This is a genomic window from Sodalis sp. C49 (assembly GCF_046352915.1).
Lineage (GTDB): Bacteria > Pseudomonadota > Gammaproteobacteria > Enterobacterales > Enterobacteriaceae > Acerihabitans.
This window is the reverse complement of sequence record NZ_CP163303.1, coordinates 4,851,764-4,872,539: the sequence shown is the minus strand read 5'-3', so window position 1 is coordinate 4,872,539 and position 20,776 is coordinate 4,851,764. Positions and strand designations below refer to the sequence as shown.

General features: G+C 58.5%; 19 protein-coding genes. 15 read left to right on the top strand and 4 right to left on the bottom strand.

Annotated elements, in window-relative coordinates:
* Positions 1-348 precede the first annotated feature (348 nt).
* A complete protein-coding gene (locus tag ABUK12_RS22025; protein WP_410013817.1) occupies positions 349-696 on the top strand; it encodes a helix-turn-helix domain-containing protein in 348 nt (115 codons plus the stop codon).
* 307 nt (positions 697-1,003) lie between these two features.
* Here ABUK12_RS22025 and ABUK12_RS22020 read toward each other — a convergent pair whose 3' ends face one another.
* A complete protein-coding gene (locus ABUK12_RS22020) occupies positions 1,004-2,572 on the bottom strand; it encodes a hypothetical protein (RefSeq protein ID WP_410013816.1) in 1,569 nt (522 codons plus the stop codon).
* Positions 2,573-2,730: 158 nt separating this feature from the next.
* Here ABUK12_RS22020 and ABUK12_RS22015 point away from each other — a divergent pair, with 158 nt between their 5' ends.
* The 4 genes from ABUK12_RS22015 (at position 2,731) to ABUK12_RS22000 (ending at position 7,666) form a co-directional block, all read left to right on the top strand.
* Complete coding sequence (locus ABUK12_RS22015; protein WP_410013815.1) at positions 2,731-4,011, top strand: Gfo/Idh/MocA family protein; 1,281 nt, start codon at positions 2,731-2,733, stop codon at positions 4,009-4,011.
* 297 nt (positions 4,012-4,308) lie between these two features.
* Positions 4,309-5,001 carry an ABC transporter ATP-binding protein gene (locus ABUK12_RS22010; RefSeq protein ID WP_410013814.1) on the top strand — a complete coding sequence of 231 codons (693 nt, stop codon included), beginning with the start codon at positions 4,309-4,311 and terminating at the stop codon, positions 4,999-5,001.
* 71 nt (positions 5,002-5,072) lie between these two features.
* Complete coding sequence (locus ABUK12_RS22005) at positions 5,073-6,005, top strand: ABC transporter substrate-binding protein (RefSeq protein WP_410016741.1); 933 nt, start codon at positions 5,073-5,075, stop codon at positions 6,003-6,005.
* 8 nt (positions 6,006-6,013) lie between these two features.
* Positions 6,014-7,666 carry an ABC transporter permease gene (locus ABUK12_RS22000; protein WP_410013813.1) on the top strand — a complete coding sequence of 551 codons (1,653 nt, stop codon included), beginning with the start codon at positions 6,014-6,016 and terminating at the stop codon, positions 7,664-7,666.
* A 62-nt stretch (positions 7,667-7,728) separates the two neighbouring features.
* On the opposite strand, the gene ABUK12_RS21995 is transcribed toward ABUK12_RS22000, so the two are convergent.
* On the bottom strand, positions 7,729-8,055 hold the full coding sequence (locus ABUK12_RS21995; protein WP_410013812.1) for a glucose PTS transporter subunit EIIB: 327 nt from the start codon (positions 8,053-8,055) through the stop codon (positions 7,729-7,731).
* A 355-nt stretch (positions 8,056-8,410) separates the two neighbouring features.
* Between ABUK12_RS21995 and ABUK12_RS21990 the strand changes: the two genes are divergently transcribed.
* The 4 genes from ABUK12_RS21990 (at position 8,411) to epmB (ending at position 12,015) form a co-directional block, all read left to right on the top strand.
* Positions 8,411-8,932 (top strand): hypothetical protein, encoded by a 522-nt coding sequence (locus ABUK12_RS21990; RefSeq protein WP_410013811.1) that lies wholly within the window; start codon positions 8,411-8,413, stop codon positions 8,930-8,932.
* 10 nt (positions 8,933-8,942) lie between these two features.
* Positions 8,943-9,392 carry a DUF421 domain-containing protein gene (locus tag ABUK12_RS21985; RefSeq protein WP_410013810.1) on the top strand — a complete coding sequence of 150 codons (450 nt, stop codon included), beginning with the start codon at positions 8,943-8,945 and terminating at the stop codon, positions 9,390-9,392.
* A 445-nt stretch (positions 9,393-9,837) separates the two neighbouring features.
* Positions 9,838-10,626: a fatty acid desaturase family protein gene (locus ABUK12_RS21980; protein ID WP_410013809.1), complete on the top strand. Its 789-nt coding sequence runs from the start codon at positions 9,838-9,840 to the stop codon at positions 10,624-10,626.
* Between the two features lie 366 nt (positions 10,627-10,992).
* Positions 10,993-12,015 carry an EF-P beta-lysylation protein EpmB gene (gene epmB / locus ABUK12_RS21975; RefSeq protein ID WP_410013808.1) on the top strand — a complete coding sequence of 341 codons (1,023 nt, stop codon included), beginning with the start codon at positions 10,993-10,995 and terminating at the stop codon, positions 12,013-12,015.
* A gap of 49 nt (positions 12,016-12,064) precedes the next feature.
* Here epmB and ABUK12_RS21970 read toward each other — a convergent pair whose 3' ends face one another.
* Positions 12,065-12,481: a winged helix-turn-helix transcriptional regulator gene (locus tag ABUK12_RS21970; RefSeq protein WP_410013807.1), complete on the bottom strand. Its 417-nt coding sequence runs from the start codon at positions 12,479-12,481 to the stop codon at positions 12,065-12,067.
* A gap of 102 nt (positions 12,482-12,583) precedes the next feature.
* On the opposite strand from ABUK12_RS21970, the gene ABUK12_RS21965 reads away from it, so the two are divergent.
* Together ABUK12_RS21965 and ABUK12_RS21960 are read left to right on the top strand one after the other, a co-directional pair.
* Entirely contained in the window at positions 12,584-13,705 is a 1,122-nt protein-coding gene (locus ABUK12_RS21965) for an NADH:flavin oxidoreductase (protein ID WP_410013806.1), read from the top strand.
* 393 nt (positions 13,706-14,098) lie between these two features.
* Entirely contained in the window at positions 14,099-14,596 is a 498-nt protein-coding gene (locus ABUK12_RS21960; RefSeq protein WP_410013805.1) for a ferritin-like domain-containing protein, read from the top strand.
* Between the two features lie 319 nt (positions 14,597-14,915).
* Here the strand turns inward: ABUK12_RS21960 and ABUK12_RS21955 are convergent, their stop codons facing one another.
* Positions 14,916-15,425: a ferritin-like domain-containing protein gene (locus ABUK12_RS21955; RefSeq protein ID WP_410013804.1), complete on the bottom strand. Its 510-nt coding sequence runs from the start codon at positions 15,423-15,425 to the stop codon at positions 14,916-14,918.
* A gap of 437 nt (positions 15,426-15,862) precedes the next feature.
* Here ABUK12_RS21955 and urtA point away from each other — a divergent pair, with 437 nt between their 5' ends.
* The 4 genes from urtA to urtD all read left to right on the top strand — a co-directional run bounded on the left by urtA (position 15,863) and on the right by urtD (position 20,733).
* The gene (urtA, locus tag ABUK12_RS21950) at positions 15,863-17,131 is read left to right on the top strand and encodes an urea ABC transporter substrate-binding protein (RefSeq protein WP_410013803.1); all 1,269 of its coding nucleotides are present in this window, start codon (positions 15,863-15,865) and stop codon (positions 17,129-17,131) included.
* Positions 17,132-17,276: 145 nt separating this feature from the next.
* Positions 17,277-18,863: an urea ABC transporter permease subunit UrtB gene (urtB, locus tag ABUK12_RS21945; protein WP_410013802.1), complete on the top strand. Its 1,587-nt coding sequence runs from the start codon at positions 17,277-17,279 to the stop codon at positions 18,861-18,863.
* On the top strand, positions 18,863-19,939 hold the full coding sequence (gene urtC / locus ABUK12_RS21940; RefSeq protein WP_410013801.1) for an urea ABC transporter permease subunit UrtC: 1,077 nt from the start codon (positions 18,863-18,865) through the stop codon (positions 19,937-19,939). The genes urtB and urtC overlap by 1 nt, the downstream gene beginning before the upstream one ends.
* Entirely contained in the window at positions 19,936-20,733 is a 798-nt protein-coding gene (urtD, locus tag ABUK12_RS21935; protein ID WP_410013800.1) for an urea ABC transporter ATP-binding protein UrtD, read from the top strand. The genes urtC and urtD overlap by 4 nt, the downstream gene beginning before the upstream one ends.
* Positions 20,734-20,776 lie beyond the last annotated feature (43 nt).

Genomic DNA, 20,776 nt, shown 5'->3' with positions numbered 1-20,776 from the left:
AATTAATGAAAATAATTACAATACCCTCCCATTGGCAACAACCGCGACCGCCGTTTTTGGGTTCTTTATCCCCTTTAATGACAATACTTCCCCAGCGCTCACTGAATTTAAAAAATTATTTTTATATCATCCCTTTTCTATTAAATGCCATGTATCAATGAATTATCCGGGTATTGCCAAGAGAACTATCTTTGTTTATAAGTCATAAGTAACCAGGATGCTCTATTACAAGGAAAATTTATGTTTCGATATATAGATTGTGGACTATCAAATGTCTGGCTAACTAACGGTTATAAGCATAAAGATACTGGAACAAGAACATCTACCGCCATTCAGGATGGGGCGGATTTGCATCGTTTAATCGCCCTGGAGTTAATTAACCGCCGCGGTCCCCTGGTGTCGTCTGAAATGCGTTTCCTGCGTCATGAGATGAATTTATCCCGCCAGTCGCTCGGCCATGAACTGGGCGTGGAAATAGCCTTTATTACCCAGTGGGAACGCAACGATCGCCGCCTGCCCCGCGACGCCGATGTCAATCTGCGCATCCTGTATGCCACCAACCGGTTAACGGATCGCGACACGACGCTCTCGGTACATTTGCTTGCCGATGACGACTACCCGCCTTCGCCGGTGCCGATGGTATTTACCTGGGCGGATAGCGGCTGGCGGCTTAGTCACCCTGCGGCGCGGCCCTGAGGACGCGCGACCTTTCTTGCCGCCGCCGGCGCGGCGCGCAACGACGGGGAGCTACCGCCTCTGCCGGCACGGACCGGGTTTTCCGCGCCTTTAGCGTGGTTGTGATCCAGCGCACGCTTTATCCCCTGTTAACGGGCCGACATCACCTTGCTGCCGCCGCCGCGCGTGATTGTCGTCACATTTACGCACAACACTTTATGAACTCCCTCACATTTTTCCCATTTATCCTGGCGCACGGGCCGGCGGCGACATTATGCCGGTAGGTTTTATCCCGCCAGGCGTTTAGCCTCTTCACGTCGGGGCAATATCAACGCCCCGGATGCGCCAGGGCATACAGCCGGGCCGGATTCATCATCATGCGGAGGTAAAAGGGATGGGCATCGGCGCTCTCGTCAAGCCAGCGATCGGTTTTTTCCGCGCAGCGCTCCGCGGCGGCGACGGCATCATCCAGCTCGGCGCGCAGCGCGCGGCTGCAGCCGTATTGATGGATAAACCAGTGCAGCTCGATCAGTTGCCGGACGTGGCCGAACAGGCGCGAATACCAGTCCGCCCGTTCCCAGGCCGCCGCCAGGTCACGTGTCCAGGCGGCCGGCAAAGCGGCTTCCTGCAAAAGCGCCTGTGCCATATGCCGCAGATGACGGGCCAGGAACTCCGCCTGCTGCCGTTCAAGACGGCTAAGCTCCCGCTGCGCCAGGCCCGCGGCGTTATCGTCAGCCGGAAACAGCGGCTGGAAAGACTGGCTCCAGTTGGCGCCGCGGGCGTCGGAGTGGATCAGCCGCAGCGCGTCATCCATATCCTGCGGGATCTGGCTGTGGCGATGCATTATCCGCCCCAGCAGATAAGGCGCCTTGCACATCCAGTCATAGCTGGTAAAAAACAGCTGCCGCAGTTTCTGGCGCTGGAGGCTGTCCGGCGGGCGCACCCCGCGGGTCTCGAGCCAGTCGTCGAACAACGTGGCCGCGGCGACCGGCGGCGCGCCGCTTATCATGCGCGCCAGGCCATAAAGATTGCTTTCATTGACCGAGTCCAGGAGCGAGCCGTTGTTGACCCATTCCCAGCTGATACGCACGCTGACGGCTTCCAGCCGCTCGCCAACCACCGCTTGCACCCATCCCAGCCGGCCCTGGATTTCATCAATCAGCAGGCAGGGCAGCAGGGTCCAGCCGTAATCAATGCCCCACAAATCAATATCAAGCCATATTTTGCGCTGTTCAAAAGCGCCGATGGCCGGATTATTGGCAAAGCCGGGGCGATAGTCCACCGCCGTGGCCTTCAGCGAAGCGCGCACATCGGGCGGCAGCCGCGCCAGCGTTTGCTGCAACTGCCGGCGGGGCCAGCTGTCATCGGTGTAATCGCGCAGGACCAGTTTTTTATTTTGCCGCCGCAGCTGCAGGTGAAGGGATTGCAGCGGCGCGTGCCACTGCGTTTCATTAAACGCCGGCGTTTGCAGGCTGAGGATCAGTCCGTCAAACAGCGGCAGTTGCGCAAGCGACGCGCTGACCACGTCGGTATAAAAATAATACAGGAATTTTTCCCCCTGGCCGGCGTCGTCCGCCAGGGACAGTTCGGGAAATTTATGCTCGATGCGGCCGTCCTGCGGAAAGGCCTCGCCCTGCAGCCACACCGTCAGCCGCCGCGCCCGGCAATAGGCGCTCACGCGCCGCAGGTAGAGCAACGCGCCTTCCCATTCATGCTGCAAATTGGCTTTATCCGCGCCCTGGTAATGGGCCGGGGGCGGGGCCAGCAGCGCCAGGATATTTTGCTGGTGAATCACCAGGCCGGTGAAGCGGTATTTTTCCATCACCGCCGCCATTTCCAGGAAATGCGGCCAGTGCCAGATAAGCGGGGAGTTAATTTCCAGCAGACGTTGCGGCACGGTATTTTCCCTAATCAAGCGGCGCGAAGACAGCAAGGCCGGTCCAGCGGGTATAAAGCATCCGCTTTAGCCTGTCAACAGGCCGGACTTCCAGCGTTGAATCACCAGAAGACAAGACCTCATGTACTGTAATACCAGGAATACGGGAGAACGATAACATGAAAAAATATGCATTGGTCGGCACCGGCGGCCGGGCTGGGCTTTATCTGCAGGCTATCGCCGGGGAATACCGCACCCGGGGCGCGTTTGTCGCCTTTTGCGATACCAACCGCACGCGAATGGAATACGCCAACCGGTTAATCGGCGCGGCGGGCCACGACGGCGTGCCGATGTATACCGCGCTGGAGTTTGATCGCATGATAACCGAAACCCGGCCGGATACCGTCATCGTCACCTCTATCGACCGCACCCACCATCGTTATATCGTGCGCGCCATGGAATTGGGGTGCGATGTTATCAGCGAAAAACCGATGACCATCGACGAGGAAAAATGCCAGGCGATTATCGACGCCATTAACCGTACCGGCAAGAGCCTGCGCGTGACCTTTAACTACCGCTATGCCCCGCATCACAGCAAAATCCGCGAACTGCTTGCCGCCGGCGCTATCGGCGAGGTGTTTTCGGTGCATTTCGAGTGGCTGCTGAATACCCGGCACGGCGCCGATTATTTCCGCCGCTGGCACCGTGATAAACGCAACAGCGGCGGCTTGCTGGTGCATAAATCCACCCACCATTTCGACCTGGTCAACTTTTGGCTGAACAGCGAGCCGGAAACGGTGTATGCCCAGGGAGACCTGCGTTTTTACGGCAAGGATAACGCCGAAAGCCGGGGGGTGGCGCAATTTTATTCCCGCGCCTTCGGGAGCGAGGCGGCGGCCGAAGATCCCTTCGCCCTGCACATGGATCAAAGCGAACCGCTGCGCGAACTTTACCTCAACGCCGAACATGAGGACGGTTATTATCGCGACAAAAGCGTTTTCGACGACGGCATCAGTATCGAGGATGTCATGGGCGTGATGGTGCGCTATAAAAACAAGGCCATCATGACCTATTCCATGAACGCCTACCTGCCGTGGGAAGGGCTGAACGTGGTGTTCAACGGCAGCCGGGGCCGGCTGGAGATGAAACTGGTGGAAACGTCTTATGTAAACAGCGGCGGCGAAAAAGAGCTGGAAGGCGCTATTGAGAGCTGCTCTATACGGGTATTTCCGTTGTTCGCCGCGCCCTATGACGTCCCGGTGGATTTCCTGGCCGGCGGCCACGGCGGCGGCGATAAGGTTATGCTGGCGGATGTGTTCGGCGCGCCGGCGCCGGACCCGCTGAAACGCGCGGCCAGCTACCGCGACGGCGCCATGTCCATCCTGACCGGCATTGCCGCCAACCGCTCGCTGCGCACTGAACTGCCGGTACATATTCGCGATCTGGCGGTAAAACTGTAGCCCGGCCGGACCCTGCCGTTTATCGGCCGCAACGATAAAGCCTGGATGGCGTTTTTACCGTTGCGGCAATAAAACCGTCATATTCCCTCTCTATACTCCAGCGAAGATAAAGTCCCAAAGAGGATAATACTATGTACGCCCGCCTGTCCTTAGCGCAGGGGCGAACTTCCGGTCGACGGTCAGCGCCGGAAGGTTTGTCCCGCGCCCTATTTTCCCCCAAGCGCCATTGCCGTAGCATCCCCGCCGCCAGCCGCAGCGCGCCGGCCGTTTGCCTGACGTTTCGCCCGGGGGCCCGGCATGCGCAACCTCAGCGCTAACGACGGCACGCCAATCGTCATCAGCGGACTCAGCCATCAGTTTGGCGGCAAGCGCGTATTAGAGGATATCCATCTGCATGTGCCCGCGGGCACGACCCTGGCCCTGCTCGGACCCTCGGGATGCGGTAAAAGCACTCTGCTGAAATTACTGGCCGGCCTGCTGCAGCCCGCGCGCGGCGAGATCCATTTCGGCCCGCGGCTGATGGCGAGCCATAGCGTCTGTATTCTTCCCGAACAACGCGATATCGGCATGGTGTTTCAGGACTATGCCCTGTGGCCGCATATGAGCGTGGCGCAAAATGTCGCTTTCCCGCTGCGCATGCGCCGGGTGGCCCGCGCCGAACGCCGGCTGCGGGTCGACAACGCGCTGGAGCGGGTCGGCCTGGCCGCCTTCGCCGGACGCAAGCCGTCGGAGCTGTCCGGCGGCCAGCAGCAGCGGGTGGCCCTGGCCCGGGCCATCGTGGCCGAGCCCCGGGTCCTGCTGTTCGACGAACCGCTATCGAATCTCGACCGCGAACTGCGCGAAACGTTATGCGGCGAAATGGCCCGCCTGCTCCGGCAGCTCAGCATTACCGCCGTTTACGTCACCCACGATCGCGGTGAAGCGCAACAGCTTGCCCAGCATATCGCGCATATGGCGCAGGGGCGCATCGTCAATTATCACGCCACTTGAACCGGGGAAAACACATGCAGCAGACCACCCACCGTTTATTAAGCCGTATCAGCACAGGAGCTTTATCCATCATGATTGCCGCCGCCACCCTTATGGCCGCCGACGCCCGGGCGCTGACCCTCTATACCGCCGGTCCCGGCTCCCTGGCCAAAAAGCTGGCGGCCGGCTATGAGCGGCAATCGGGGACCAAGGTCGATGTTTTTCAGGCCACCACCGGTAAAGTCATGGCCCGCCTGGAGGCCGAACAGGCCAACCCGCGCGCCGATGTCCTGATTTCCGCTTCATGGGATACCGCGGAAGAACTGCAACAACGGGGATGGCTGCTGGCCTACGGCAGCCCGAACGCCGCCAGCGTGCCGGCGCAGTTTAAAACCGGCTATTATGTGGCGCAGGGCATCTCCGCCCTCGGTATCGTCTGGAACAGCGCCAGCGGTACGCCGGAGCCGCATGACTGGCAGGACCTGGCGCAGCCGGCATTCAGGGATAAGGTGACCACCCCCGATCCGGCGCTGTCCGGCGCCTCGCTGGATTTGCTGATGGGCCTGCAAAATGCCCTGGGCGAGAAAGCCTGGACATTGTTCGGACAGTTAAAGGACAACGGAATGATTATCGCCGGGCCCAATGCCCAGGCGCTGACGCCGGTACTGCAGGGCGCCAGGGCGGCGGTGTTCGGCGCGGTGGACTATGTCGCCTATAACAGCGTGCAGGAAGGCGAGTCGGTGAAAGTGATTTTCCCCTCCAGCGGCACGGTGATCGCCCCGCGTCCGATGATGATCCTGAAAACCAGCACGCAGCCCGATCAGGCCAGGGCTTTTATCGATTATGCGCTCTCCCCGGAGGGGCAACAGCTGGTGGCAGAAGCCTGGCTGATGCCCGCGCGCAGCGATATCAGCGCCAAACGCCCGCTGTTCAGCGATTTGCGGCTGCTGCCGGCGCAGGGCGCCCAGCCCGCCACGCGTGACAAGGTGCTCGACCGGTTCGCCAAACTGTTCGGCCAGCGCTAGGCTTTGCGATGCGCGCTTTTTTCCTGCCGCTGCTGACCCTGGCGGCATTACTGGTGCTGGTGGCGCTGCCGGCGCTGTTTGTGCTGCTGCAGGCCATTTTTCCCCAGCTGGCCGCCGGCTCGCTGGCGCATGCGTTTGGCGCGGTCCCGGCCCTGTGGCGGGACCCGCAGGTGCCCGCGTTGCTCGGCGGCACGCTGCAAACCGGCCTGGGCGTGGCGCTGGCCTGCGCTCTGCTGGGCATTCCCCTGGGCGCGCTGCGCGGGTTGTTTGCCGTGCCGCTGGCGCGGGTCTGGGATGTGCTGATCCTGGTGCCGTTCCTGACGCCGCCCTATATCGCCGGCTTATCCTGGATGCTGGCGTTGCAGCGGCGCGGTTACCTTGAGCAACTGACCGGCCTGCAATTAGATCGGCTCCTGTTCAGCCGCGCCGGCATGGTGCTGGTCATGACGCTGACGATTTTCCCGGTGGTCTATTTTGCGGTGTCGCGCGCCATGGCCGCGGGCGGCCACCGTCTGGCGGACGTGGCGCGGGTACACGGCGCGGGGCCGTGGCGGGCGTTTTGCCTGGTCACCCTGCCGCTGGCGCTGCCGGCCATTTTCGCCGGCCTGCTGCTGGCGTTTACCCTGGCCATCGAGGAATACGGCGTGCCCGCCGCCCTGGGCATGCGCGCCGGTGCGCCGGTGCTGACCGTCGGCATCGAGCGGCGCCTGGCGGACTGGCCCATTGATTTAACCTCGGCATCGCTGCTTTCGTTATTACTGGTGGCGCTGGCGCTGGCGGCGTACGGCATCCAGCGCACCCTGTCCGGCGGCCGTGACGTGGCCATCACCGGCGGAAAACCGGCGGCTATCGCCTCGCGGCCGCTCGGCGTATGGCGCTGGCCGGTGGTGGTGCTGTTCGGCCTGATCGCCGGCCTGGCGGTGGCGGCCCCGGTGGCCGCCATGCTGGCCACCGCGTTTTCCGCCACGGTATCCGGCGGACTGACGCCGGCCAACCTGACGCTGCGCCATTTCGGCAATCTCTTCGCGCAGCACGGCGAGGCGGCCGACGCACTGGCCACCAGCCTGGGCCTGGCGCTCGGCACCGCGCTGTTTACCGGTCTGGTGGGATTGATGGTGGCCTGGCTTATCAACAGCACCCAAGGCCGCGCCACGGCCTGTATCGACGCGCTGTCGCTGCTGCCGGCCGCGCTGCCGGGCGTGGTGGTGGGCGTCGGCCTGATCCTGGCCTGGAACCGGCGTTTCTGGCCGGTAACGCCTTATGATAGTTGGGTTATCCTGCTGCTGGCCTACAGTTGCCTGTTGTTGCCTTACCCGGTGCGCTATACGGGAGCCGCGCTGCGCCAGCTCGGATCCAGCCTGGAGCCGGCGGCCAGGGTGCACGGCGCCAGCGCCGCGCGGGCATTGCGCTATATCGTGCTGCCGCTGGTATTTCCCGCGCTGCTGGCCGCGATGCTGATGGTATTTGCCGTCGCGTCCAGGGAACTGGTGACCTCGTTGTTGCTGGCGCCGCCCGGGGTGCAAACGGTATCGGTATTTATCTGGCGCCAGTTCGAGCAAGGTTCGGTAGGCGACGGCATGGCCATGGCCAGTATCGCCATGCTGTTAAGCATGGTGGTCATGCTGACGGCGCTGGCGCTGTTACAGCGTCCGCGCCGCTAGGCCTGCGTGGGGCAACGTCCCGCCCGCCGCCGCGCGGGAACATGAAGGGGTGAACGCGGGGCTTACTTTTCCTGGCTGCTTTCCAGGCCGAAGCGTTCCGCCAGCTCACGGCGCAGGTTATCGGACTGGCGGCCGAAGATAGCCTGCACCTCCTGGCCGATAACCACGACGCCGAGCGCGCCCAGATGCTGGATCTGGCCGGTATTGACCTTGCCCAGATCCTTGACCTTAACCCGCAGCCGGGTAATACAGGCATCGACATCCACAATGTTTTCCTGCTCGCCCAAGGCGCTAATCAAAGAGGCAATATCCGGATCACGCGGGGCAACGTTATGCTGGTGCGTCAATTTTTCTTTAAAAACACGCATAAACTCTTTGATATTGATCATTCTGGTATCCTTATAAAAGATATCGACAGGCACAAGGCGGACGTGAATCCGTAACCCGCCGCACATACCCGGAAAAACCACTGCTGCACCGGCATATCCTACCGCGATGCCGGGTTGGCGCAAAGCGTGATTCATATCCCATTCCTCTTTTATCGCCACCGGCTTGGAAAAATGTGATCCCCATACGTTTTCCGCCGTCTGGCGCCGGCCGACGGGCCCTGCCGCGCCGCGCGCGTCTCGCCCGCATGCGTTATTTTCAGCCGCCGTTATTTTTTTACGCCTATACTTTTCAGAAGGTTAAACGAGCAGGTAACCTGGCTATCTTCTTTATCTATCGGCTTTCGAGGTAACGGAAATGGATAACGACCACTTACCCGACGACTATCGCAGCAGGCATTATCCGGTCAAGGAAAATATGCGCTTCCAGCTTTTCGCCTGGAGAATGCAGAATCTCGGCTTTGTGCTGCTGTTTATTTTTATTGCCGCGGCCTGCCTGGGACTGTTTTCCCAAGGCGTACTCAGCAATGCATCCGCGCAATCAGCCGGGGGCAATATGATCCTTGAATATGACCGCTTCGCCCGTAACAGCACGGAGACTCATTTTATAATCCGCATAAAAATCAATAAAGAAAACCAGCTTACCGCCGTCCTGCGCGGCGATATCCTCGATAATTACGATATCGAGTTTATCCAACCCACCCCCGATGTTTCGATTATCAACGATAACGCCCTGACATTAACCCAGCCGATCGCCAAAAAAGACGGCTGGCACAGTATTTACGTCACCCTAAAACCAAATAAAATGGGCTACTTCACCAATACCATCGCACTTTCCGATAATGAAAAAATAACGTTTAACCAATTAGTTTATCCTTAGGGAGAACATCATGGATATGGTATTAAGAGCGGCCTTTATTTACCTGATCCTGATCGTGGTCTTTCGCATATCGGGCAGACGCACGTTGCTTGAAATGAACAGTTTCGATTTTATTTTGCTGCTGATTATCAGCGAAGCCTGCCAACAGGCGATCCTGGGCGAGGATTTTTCGGTGATCGGCGCCACGATTTCCATCGTTACCCTGATAAGCCTTGATTTGGTGCTTTCCTGGCTGAAGGATAAATACCATATTGTCTGGCTGGCCGCCGACGGGCCGCCGCTGCTGCTGGTGGATGACGGCAAGGTGCTGGAGCTGCGCCTCAAGCGGACCAAGATTTCCCATGACGATCTGCTGACCAGCGCGCGCAAATCGGACGGCATCCTGGACCTGGACCAGATTCGTTATGCCATTTTGGAGCAAAACGGCAAAATCACCATTATTCCGAAAAAAGAGTCATAAATCCGTGGCCGCCGGCTAATATCCCTCTCCCGCCGCGTTTATCTCACCCCGCCGTGACTCACGGCGGCATAGCCACGTATAAATATTATTTTTATAATTTTATTATATTTAAATAAAATTAACTTTTTATCAATCAGTCATGCTAAATCATTTTCATCATAGCGTATTGACAGCCGGCGAATATATATTGTTATATAACTTCTGGCAACCGTATTCTCGTCCTCATATCGCTGCCTGTTTAATATTTTAAATTATTTCTGATGTTATTTTGTCATTTAATAACATTCGTGATCGCCGGGGGAAACGTTTTATGGATAAAAACGCAATATCGCATGCAATATTAAGAGAGTATAAAAGCAAGCCTATTAAATGGTTTGTTATTTATTCAGCGAAGTTTTCATTATGGGCCTGCTGGTTAGGCTTATGCGTTTACGGCATTGTGTCCGTGGACCGCTGGCCCATCCGGCTGCTCCTGCAATTGCTGCTGGGGATGGGATTTGCCCATGGCGTGGAATTGCAGCATCAGGCGCTGCACCATACCGGTTTCCGCTCCAGAAAAGCCAATCATGGCGCCGGATTTCTGCTGGGATTGCCGATGCTGGTCTCATATTCAGCCTATCGCGACAGTCATCTGTTTCATCACCGGGCGCTCGGCCGGGCGGATGACGAGGAATTTTTTAAACACGATCTACGCTCCCCGCCGCGGCTGTGGGATAGGATTAGCATTTTTTTTATGTTAAATCATTTTTATTCACAATTAATGAAGTTTATCCACGCCGTAAAAAGACGTCCCTTTCCGGTAAAAATCGCGACCAGTAACCCCCACATCCTGCGCAACGAATATCTTCTGATGGGCGGGATTTTTTTTACCGCCGCCGGCGCATCGCTGGCGGCCGGCAGTGATATTTTTATCCAGTGCTGGCTGCTTCCTCTGCTGTTTTTCGCCGCCCCCATCCATAGCTTAATAGAATTACCCGAACATTACGGCTGCGATAAGTCCAGCGTGCGGGTTTGCGACAATACCCGCACCATCCAGGCCCATCCGCTGATCAGCTGGTATACCAACGGCAATAATTATCACGTTGAACACCACCGCTTCCCCTCATTACCCATGGAACAACTGGCGCGGGTGCACCGGCAAATTAAGGGGGACCTGCGTTATTACAGCGATTCCTACCCGGCGTTTTACCGGCATATCATCAGGCAGGCCTGGCCACGCCCGCGTCGCCGATAAGCCGTATACGCGCGGCGATGTCGCCGGCGCCCATAAAGCCCAGTCGTAAATAAATAGGAATTTATATTGCTGCATATTTTGAACCAAATTCCTATAGTTTGGCGTGGGTTCATCTCATCCGCTAATAAAGACGACTTTCCATCGTTAAAAAAACACGTTAATCTAAAAGAAAATTAAGATGGCCGGCCATGACTTATCCCCACGCTGAAAAACGCGGTCACCGCCGTAGTGGCCGGGCTATCTTGAACCGTTATGGCGCGGTGATATAACCCATGCGGGGATTTTTTTCGCGGCCATCCGTTAATTAACCCAATTCATTAATTACAATAACTAATAAATCGTTAGCTTACATATAAAGAAAAAACAGTGAATAGACCTTTTAAGGCCATATCTTCCGCGGACGACTGGCAAAAACAATTATCCGAGGTTATTTCGGATCCTGATGAATTATTATCATTACTGGGGCTAAGCGATAATCCCCGTCTGCGGCAAGGCCGGCCGGCGCGCCGTCTTTTCCCGCTGCGGGTGCCACGCGGTTTTGTCAACCGCATGGAAAAGGGTAATGAACACGACCCCTTGCTGCGGCAGGTTATCACCGCGGCGGACGAATTTATCGTCACGCCGGGCTATGTCGCCGACCCGCTCGGCGAGCATGACTGCGTGATGCCGGGGCTGTTGCATAAATACCGCAACCGGGCGCTGTTGCTGGTGAAAGGCGGCTGCGCCATCAACTGCCGGTATTGCTTTCGCCGCCATTTCCCCTACCCGGAAAACAGCGGTAACAAGGCTAACTGGCGTAACGCCTTAGCCTATATCCGGGCGCATCCGCAGATCGATGAAATTATCTTTTCCGGCGGCGATCCGCTGATGGCCAGGGATCATGAACTGGCCTGGCTGGCCGACGAACTCCAGGCCATTCCCCATATCCGGCGCCTGCGCATCCACAGCAGGCTGGCGGTGGTGATACCGGCGCGCATTACGGAGCAATTATGCCGGATGCTGGCCGCTTCGCGGCTGCAGGCGATTATGGTGACGCATATCAACCATGCCAATGAGATCGACGCCGACGTTGACGGCGCCATGGGCAGGCTGCGCAACGCCGGGGTGACACTGCTTAACCAGAGCGTCCTGCTGCGCGGCGTCAATGACAGCGCCGATATCCTGGCGGCGTTAAGCAACCGGCTGTTTAACGCCGGTATCCTGCCCTACTATCTTTTTGCGCTGGATAAGGTCGCGGGCGCGGCGCATTTTATGGTGGGCGACGACGAAGCCAGGCGCATTGTCAGTACGCTATCCACCAAGGTTTCCGGCTATCTGGTGCCCCGGCTGACGCGCGAAATCAGCGGAATGCCCAGCAAGATACCGCTGTCTCTCACGCCGCCGTCCTGAACAGACGCGCGCATGAAGATGTTATCAATCCGCCCTGCGGCGGCGCGTATTAGCTATTATGATCGAACGTGGCCCGCGCGCGCTCCACTTCGGGCAGGTACTCAACCGTCCATTGGTGCAGCGCCTGGAAAGGCTGTTTTAGCGTATGACCCAGGGGCGTGATTTGATACTCCACTGCGATGGGCGAGGCGGTAATAACGCGCCGCGCCACGATGCCGTTGCGCTCCAGACGCCGCAAACTCTGGGTCAGCGCCTTTTGCGTAATACCATCAAGACGGCGTTTGATAACGTTGAAACGCAACGGCCCGGCGCACAGGGCGGCCAGGATCAGCACCGACCACTTATCCGCAATCTGGTCGAGCAGCATGCGGCTTGGGCAATGCGCCGCGGAAAAAACCGGACAGTGCTCTCCCGGCACGGCGCTGTCGCCGGCATAGCGGATGGCGGTGTCTTCAACTTCCGACATGGTGGTTTCCTTTTGGCTACCTGGTAGCGTCAAAGTGCCTGATTGACTCGCAGTATACATAATATACCATCAAAAGCTTCACGTTAACCGGAGATGATCTGTATGCGCGCACCGCAAGTCGATATCCTGTTCCAGCCTTTGCGAATAAAATCGCTGGTATTGAAAAACCGTATCGTCATGGCCCCCATGACCCGCTCGTTTTCACCTGACGGAGTGCCGGGGGATAACGTAGCCGCCTACTACCGCCGCCGCGCCGAAGCCGATGTGGGGCTGATCCTGTCGGAAGGTACGGCAATCGACCGGCCGGCGGCCAGGAACGATCCGAACGTGCCGTTTTTCCATGGCCAGGACGCGCTGGCCGGCTGGCAACGGGTAATCGATGAAGTCCACGCCGCCGGCGGTAAAATGGGACCGCAGCTGTGGCATGTGGGCGCGGTGGCCAGTTTCCAGACCGAATGGGTGCCCGATGTGCCGGTGGAGAGTCCTTCAGGCCTGGCGGCGCCGGATATGCCCCGCGGCGAGATCATGAGCGACGAGGCCATTGCCGATACCCTTGCCGCCTATGCTCGGGCGGCTGCCGATGCCAAGCGGCTGGGTTTCGATACTTTTGAGATCCACGGCGCCCATGGCTATCTCATCGATCAGTTCTTCTGGTCCGGCACCAACCGGCGTACGGATCGTTTCGGCGGTGCCACCATTAAAGAGCGCGCCCGTTTTGCCGCCGAGGTATTAAAGGAAATGCGCGCGGCGGTCGGGCCTGAATATCCGATTATCCTGCGCGTCAGCCAGTGGAAACAGCAGGATTATGCCGCCAGGCTGGCGACCACCCCGGACGCGATGGCCGATTGGCTGGTACCGCTGGTGGAAGCGGGCGCCGACGTGCTGCACTGCTCGCAACGGCGTTTCTGGCAACCTGAATTCCCGGAGCAGGATGGGGAAAACGGGCTTAACTTCGCCGGCTGGGCGAAAAAATTGACCGGCGCCGCCACCATCAGCGTGGGTTCCGTGGGTTTGTCCGGGGATTTTATCGGCAGCTTTAGCGGGGAAAACGCCAGCCCGGTCGGATTGGATAATCTCATCGGGCGGCTGGAGCGCAATGAGTTTGACCTGATAGCGGTCGGGCGTGCGTTGATAAGCGACCCGCACTGGGCGGCCAAGGTGCGCGCCGGCGATACGGGGAATATGGCGGATTTCACCCCCGCGGCGTTGGGCGAATTATTTTAGCGGGCGGCCCCGCGGTTGCGCGGGGACCGACCAGTTGTTTCCGGTCCCCGCGCGGCAAAGATGCCTGCGCTATGCCTTTATTGTTGTCGTTTATAACACCCGCGCCGCATTAATACCCCGGCATATCGGGTAGAACATTTCTGTATTTTATCCAGGGAATTTAATCTGATAAATGCCGCCCATTTTTACCGCCGCACAAGCCCTATAATATGCGGCTGTTCCCGCCAACCTTTTGATATTAATCGCAACAATAAACTTTTATATAAAATATCGCCATGGCCGCCGCTCATGGTTTGTCTAATTCGCAACGGTATACTAGGCTTATTATTATCAGCCGACTAAGTTAACATCGCTGATTATACCTATAATCCTAACAACGTGATGGTGAGCCCGATGAATATCAAGACTCTTGAAGACCTCTTTATCCATGCCCTTTCAGATGTATACAGCGCTGAAAAGCAAATCACCCGCGCTTTGCCGAAAATGGCCCGGGCCGCTACCGATCCTCAGCTGATTGATGGCTTTAAGCTTCATCTGGAACAAACGCATGGGCAAATCGAGCGTATTGATAAACTGGTGGAAGTCACACCGAATATCAAGATTAAGCGTATGAAATGCATGGCAATGGAAGGATTAGTGGAAGAAGGCCAGGAAATTATAGACGAGGTTGAAAAAGGCCCGGTACGTGATGCCGGTCTTATTGCCGCGGCGCAAAAAGTTGAACATTATGAAATCGCCACCTACGGCACGTTAGCCACCCTGGCGGGGCTGCTGGGGTATACCGAGGCTAAAACCCTGCTGGCCGAAACGCTGCAGGAAGAAAAAGATACCGACATCAAATTATCCAAGCTGGCCAGTGTTAAAGTAAATACGGATGCCGGTAAAAAATAACCCATATCAGCATGTTAACAAGGTAAGTATTTTTATAATACAATTTCACCCTGTATGGTCATAGCATTAATTTGCTCGTTTAACGTTGAGTAAATATCATCAGCGCAAAAAACCCGGTATTCATTGCCGGGTTTTTTGCATTTTAACCAACATAAAGAGCGTATTTAACGGCGCGATGCCTGGAATATTCAGGCTTGGTTGTCCCGATGAGTAGCGAAAAAAATTCTCCGGGACCCGATGCGCCGCGCCGTAAGCGCAGTATGGGTTACGCCGGCAATAATTGCCCGCGCCTAAGGCCGTTATCGTGCCGGATAAGCCATTATTTTTTAGCTTCCGTATGCGGCGCCTGCGAACGCGCCAGGAATTGCCGGGTGGTTTCCGGCAGATGTTCCAGCAGCCAGGCGGCCATCGCTTTCTCCTGTTCCAGGATCTGCGTGAAAATACGTTGCCCTTCGGTATCGCCCACCGCCTGCGCCGCGGCGATAAGCGCGGTATAGGAGGCAATTTCAAAATTTTCGAAGGTATAGCCGCTAATGCCGCCTTTGATCACTTCATCGCTGGCAAACATGCCGCCCATCGCCTGGCCCATGGCCGCCACTTTGCCCGCCATATCCTTAAATGTCGAACTGGATGAATCATAACGTTTAATAACGCTTTCCACCAGACGCTGCTGCTCGATGGTTTCATCAATATGCTGTTTAATGCGGGCCTCCAGCGCCGGGTAGTGCTCAAGACGCCCCGCCATGCGTTTCAGCATGCTTTCGGCCTGTTCTTCCATGGCATGGGCATCACGCAGCCAGTCCAGATAATTGTCATGTAAATCGGCCATTTTTCACCTCTCAATCAATAACGGCATTGCGGAAATAAGAAAATTATCGGTTATCGAATAGCCTTTTCAGTTTAGCTTCCCTTATGAAACGCGCCAGTGACATGGCTATAAATTGAGCGAAGCGCGCAAACCCCGCGCACGTCTTGCCTTCGCTCCGCGGCATGCGCGCGCAAGGTCGCTAAGAAAGGACTCTGCACGGTTTTGGCGATCCCTGCCGCCCTGAAATAATCCTGAACGTGCGTGATCAGCCTGAAAAGGCGCCAGGCGCCCCGCCATGCCGCACGCGCGCCCGTATTTGGTGCAAGGCGCCGCCGCCGGCGCGGGAAAAGCCGGGCAAACGCCGCCGGGCCGCGACGCCGCAACTGGCACGGGGATTGCTTTGAACCATTCTGTCCCGCCGGCCATTGTTAATCCTCATAAATTCAGGAGTGAATTGCATGCAACGACGTAAATTACTGAAAGCCTTCGCCCTCTCCGCCACGGTTATCGGCATGGGGATCAGCTGGGGGGCGCTGGCTGCCGACACGATTAAAGTCGGCGTGATGCATTCCTTATCCGGCACCATGGCTATCTCGGAAACGCCGTTAAAAGACGTGGCGCTGATGACCATTGACGAAATCAATGCCCAGGGTGGAGTGCTGGGTAAAAAGCTGGAGCCGGTCGTGGTTGATCCGGCGTCGAACTGGCCCTTGTTCGCGGAAAAGGCCCGGCAGTTGCTGACCCAGGACAAGGTGGCGGTGGTGTTCGGCTGCTGGACCTCGGTCTCGCGCAAATCGGTGTTGCCGGTATTTGAGGAGCTGAACGGCCTGCTGTTTTACCCGGTGCAATATGAAGGCGAGGAAATGTCGCCCAACGTGTTTTATACCGGCGCGGCCCCCAACCAACAGGCTATCCCGGCGGTGGAATACCTGATGAGCGATGACGGCGGCGGCGCCAAGCGCTTCTTCCTGCTCGGCACCGATTATGTTTATCCGCGTACGACCAATAAAATTCTGCGGGCCTTCCTGCATTCTAAGGGCGTGGCGGATAAAGATATCGAGGAAGTCTATACCCCGTTCGGATATAGCGATTACCAGACCATCGTGGCCAATATCAAGAAATTCTCCGCCGGCGGTAAAACCGCGGTGATTTCCACCATCAACGGCGATTCCAACGTTCCTTTTTATAAAGAGCTGGCCAACCAGGGCATCAAGGCGACCGATGTGCCGGTAATAGCCTTCTCGGTGGGCGAGGAGGAACTGCGCGGCATCGACACCAAACCGCTGGTCGGCAATCTGGCGGCCTGGAACTATTTCCAGTCGGTGGATAATCCCACCAATAAGAAATTCGTCGCGCAATGGAAAGCCTACGCCAAGTCCCACCATCTGCCCAACGCCGACACCGTGGTCACCAACGACCCGATGGAAGCCACCTATGTCGGCATCCATATGTGGGCGCAGGCGGTGGAGAAGGCCAAGTCCACCGATGTGGATAAGGTGCGCGCGGCGATGGCAGGGCAAACCTTCGCCGCCCCGTCCGGCTTTACCCTGACCATGGATCAGACCAATCACCATCTGCATAAACCGGTGATGATTGGCGAGATCGAGTCCGACGGCCAGTTTAACGTGGTATGGCAAACCGAAGGGCCGGTGCGCGCGCAGCCCTGGAGTCCCTTTATCGCCGGCAACGATAAAAAACCCGATTATCCGGTCAAAAGCACCCAGTAAAAGGGCTTACGGATAGGGCGGGCCAGGTGTAAACACGGAAACCGGGGCCGGGCCGCGCTCTACTCTTCGCGCCCGCCCTACCCGCTTCAAACGCCTGGGCCGGCGAAGGCGCCCTCTGTTTTTGACGCAGCACGGGACGAAAAATATGCGCTATCTATCATTATTATTGCGAAGGTTCGGCCTCGGCGTGGCCTTATGCCTATGTCTGCCGGCCTTGGCTCTGGCCGGCCCCGCCGCCGATTTTGCGGCGGCCAGCCGCGCCGATCAGGCGAAATTACTCCAGGCGTGGTCAAGCGCGCCGGATGCCGCCCGTCTGCCGCTGCTGCAGGCATTGCGCCAGGAGACCATGGTGATCGACGCCGCCGGCAAACCCTTTATCCAGCAGGGCGCCACGCTGACGCCGATGGAAGGCGACGCCGCGCCCACCGGCGGCGTCAAGAAAGTCTGGCTGAATAACCGCCTGCGCAACCTTATCGCCACCGCCTTGTCCGTTCACCAGTTGGTCAGCGACGATGCCCGCATACGGCTACAGGCCGCCACTGCGCTCCAGCGCGAAGCGCAGGCCGACCAGTTGCCGCTGCTGCAGGCCCGTTTACCGCTGGAAAAAGACCCGCGGGTGCATGACGCGCTGCAGATTGCCCTGGCCAATCTGCAACTGGCCGATCCCCGGCCCGAGGTGCGGCTGCAGGCGGTCACGCTGCTCGGCGAATCGGGCGATCCCGATGTCCAGGTACGTCTGCAGGCGCTGACGCAGGAGAGCGCCGAACCCGAGGCCCAAGTACGCGCGGCGGCGCTGAAAAGCCTCAAGCAGGTTCAGCGCCGGCTGATGATAGGCGACCTGCTCGGACAGGCTTTTACCGGCTTGTCCCTGGGCTCGATACTGCTGCTGGCGGCGCTGGGCCTGGCCATTACCTACGGCCTGCTGGGGGTGATTAACATGGCGCACGGCGAGATGCTGATGCTGGGCGCCTACGCCACTTATCTGGTGCAGCAGCTTATGGAGCACTACGCGCCGGGACTGCTGCCGCTCTACCCGCTGGCGGCCCTGCCGGCGGCCTTCGCCGTTACCGGGGTTATCGGCATGCTGCTTGAACGCACCGTAATCCGTCATTTATACGGTCGCCCGCTGGAAACGCTGCTGGCGACCTGGGGCATCAGCCTGGTGCTGATCCAGGGGGTGCGCATGCTGTTCGGCGCGCAAAACGTCAGCGTCGCCAACCCCGGCTGGCTCTCCGGCGGCATCCAGCTGCTGCCTAACCTGGTGCTGCCCTACAACCGCCTGGCGGTCATCTTGTTCGTGCTGTGCGTGCTGGCGCTGTGCTGGCTGCTGCTGAATACAACCCGGCTGGGCATGCATATCCGCGCGGTAACCCAGAACCGGGCCATGGCCGCCTGCTGCGGCGTGCCGACCGGCCGGGTGGATATGCTGGCCTTCGGCCTGGGTTCCGGCATTGCCGGCCTGGGCGGCGTGGCGTTGTCCCAGCTTGGCAACGTCGGCCCCGAGCTGGGCCAGGGATATATTATCGATTCGTTCCTGGTGGTGGTGCTGGGCGGGGTCGGCCAGTTGGCGGGCACCGTGGCGGCGGCGTTCGGGCTGGGCATCGTCAACAAAATCCTCGAACCCGAAATCGGCGCCGTGCTGGGCAAGATCCTGATCCTGGCGCTTATCGTGCTGTTTATCCAAAAACGTCCCCAGGGACTGTTCGCCGTCAAAGGCAGGGTCATTGACTGATGAGCCAACCCTTAACCCTCACCGGCCTGCAAAAGGCGCCCCGCACCGCCATGATCCTGGGCGCGCTGGTTTTTATCGCGCTGGTTATCCTGCCGCTGCTGGCCCTGCTGCCCGCGGCGCATCCGCTGAATATCTCCACCTATACCCTGACCCTGGTGGGCAAAATCCTGTGCTACGCCGTGGTGGCCATCGCGCTGGATCTGGTCTGGGGTTATGCCGGGCTGCTGTCCCTCGGGCATGGGCTGTTTTTTGCCCTCGGCGGTTACGCCATGGGCATGTACCTGATGCGCCAGGCCGCGGGAGACGGCCTGCCGGCGTTTATGTCCTTTTTATCGTGGAGCGAGCTGCCCTGGTTCTGGGCCGGCACCCAGCACTTTGCCTGGGCGTTGTGCCTGATTATGCTGGCCCCCGGCCTGCTGGCGTTGGTGTTCGGCTACTTTTCCTTTCGCTCCAAAATCAAAGGGGTCTATTTTTCCATTATGACCCAGGCGCTGACCTATGCCGCGATGCTGCTGTTTTTTCGCAACGAAACCGGCTTCGGCGGCAATAACGGTTTTACCGGTTTTACCACCTTATTGGGATTCCAGGTAACCGCCACCACCACCCGGGTGGGCCTGTTCCTGGTCACCGTGCTGCTACTGGCGGCGAGCCTGCTGCTGGGATTCGCCCTGGCGCGCAGTAAATTCGGCCGGGTGCTGACGGCGGTGCGCGATGCGGAAAACCGGCTGATATTCTGCGGCTACGACCCGAAGGGGTTCAAGCTGTTCGTCTGGACGCTGTCGGCGGTGCTGTGCGGCCTGGCGGGCGCCCTGTACGTGCCGCAGGTGGGTATCATCAACCCGGGTGAAATGTCGCCAACCAACTCCATCGAGGCGGCCATATGGGTGGCGCTGGGCGGCCGCGGCACGCTGGTGGGGCCGCTGCTCGGCGCCGGCATCGTCAACGGCGCCAAGAGCTGGTTTACCATGGCCATGCCGGAGTACTGGCAATTGTTCCTGGGGCTGATGTTTATCCTGGTGACGCTGCTGTTGCCGCAGGGCGTTATCGGCCTGCTGCGCAAAAGGCGGCCCGAATGAACGCGCCGGACGACCTGCTGACGCAGGCCTATCCCGCCGATATCCATCGCCTGCGGCGCGATCCGGTGTTGACGCTGGACAATATCAACGTCAGCTTCGACGGTTTCCGCGCCCTTACCGACCTGTCGCTGCAGATAGGCGTGGGCGAATTGCGCTGCATTATCGGCCCCAACGGCGCGGGAAAAACCACCCTGATGGATGTGATTACCGGTAAAACCCGTCCGCAGAGCGGCAGCGCCATTTACGATCAGCATATCGACCTGGCGCGGCTTAGCCCGGTGCAAATCGCCCAGGCCGGCATCGGCCGTAAATTCCAGAAGCCGACGGTATTCGAGGCGCTGACGGTATTTGAAAACCTGGAGCTGGCGCTGAAAACCGATAAATCGGTTTGGGCCTGCCTGCGCCATAAGCTGAGCGATGAACAGCGCGATCGCATCGACGCCATGCTCGCCACGCTGCGTCTCGCACCGCTGCGCCGGCGCCCGGCGGGCCTGCTGTCCCACGGCCAAAAACAGTTTCTTGAAATCGGCATGCTCTTGGTGCAAGACCCGCACCTGCTGCTGCTTGACGAGCCGGCCGCCGGCATGACCGATGCTGAAACCGCCTATACCGCCGAGCTGTTCCGCTCGCTTGCCGGTAAACATTCGCTCATGGTGGTGGAGCATGATATGGGTTTTGTGGAAACCATCGCCGATCATGTCACCGTGCTGCACCAGGGGCAGGTGCTGGCCGAGGGGTCGCTGCGCGAAGTGCAGGCCAACGAGCAGGTGATTGAAGTCTACCTGGGGCGGTGAGCTGATGAGCGTGATGATGCGCGGGAGGATATCGCGCATCGGC

Bases quoted from the DNA above. Each gene is read 5' to 3' on its own strand.
- urtC (WP_410013801.1), top strand. From the start codon at position 18,863: ATGAGCCAACCCTTAACCCTCACCGGCCTGCAAAAGGCGCCCCGCACC.
- ABUK12_RS21985 (WP_410013810.1), top strand. From the start codon at position 8,943: ATGGATATGGTATTAAGAGCGGCCTTTATTTACCTGATCCTGATCGTG.
- ABUK12_RS21955 (WP_410013804.1), bottom strand. From the start codon at position 15,425: ATGGCCGATTTACATGACAATTATCTGGACTGGCTGCGTGATGCCCAT.
- ABUK12_RS21965 (WP_410013806.1), top strand. From the start codon at position 12,584: ATGCGCGCACCGCAAGTCGATATCCTGTTCCAGCCTTTGCGAATAAAA.
- ABUK12_RS22010 (WP_410013814.1), top strand. From the start codon at position 4,309: ATGCGCAACCTCAGCGCTAACGACGGCACGCCAATCGTCATCAGCGGA.
- urtA (WP_410013803.1), top strand. From the start codon at position 15,863: ATGCAACGACGTAAATTACTGAAAGCCTTCGCCCTCTCCGCCACGGTT.
- ABUK12_RS22000 (WP_410013813.1), top strand. From the start codon at position 6,014: ATGCGCGCTTTTTTCCTGCCGCTGCTGACCCTGGCGGCATTACTGGTG.
- ABUK12_RS21970 (WP_410013807.1), bottom strand. From the start codon at position 12,481: ATGTCGGAAGTTGAAGACACCGCCATCCGCTATGCCGGCGACAGCGCC.
- ABUK12_RS22005 (WP_410016741.1), top strand. From the start codon at position 5,073: ATGATTGCCGCCGCCACCCTTATGGCCGCCGACGCCCGGGCGCTGACC.
- ABUK12_RS21990 (WP_410013811.1), top strand. From the start codon at position 8,411: ATGGATAACGACCACTTACCCGACGACTATCGCAGCAGGCATTATCCG.
- urtB (WP_410013802.1), top strand. From the start codon at position 17,277: ATGCGCTATCTATCATTATTATTGCGAAGGTTCGGCCTCGGCGTGGCC.
- ABUK12_RS21960 (WP_410013805.1), top strand. From the start codon at position 14,099: ATGAATATCAAGACTCTTGAAGACCTCTTTATCCATGCCCTTTCAGAT.
- ABUK12_RS22015 (WP_410013815.1), top strand. From the start codon at position 2,731: ATGAAAAAATATGCATTGGTCGGCACCGGCGGCCGGGCTGGGCTTTAT.
- urtD (WP_410013800.1), top strand. From the start codon at position 19,936: ATGAACGCGCCGGACGACCTGCTGACGCAGGCCTATCCCGCCGATATC.
- ABUK12_RS21995 (WP_410013812.1), bottom strand. From the start codon at position 8,055: ATGATCAATATCAAAGAGTTTATGCGTGTTTTTAAAGAAAAATTGACG.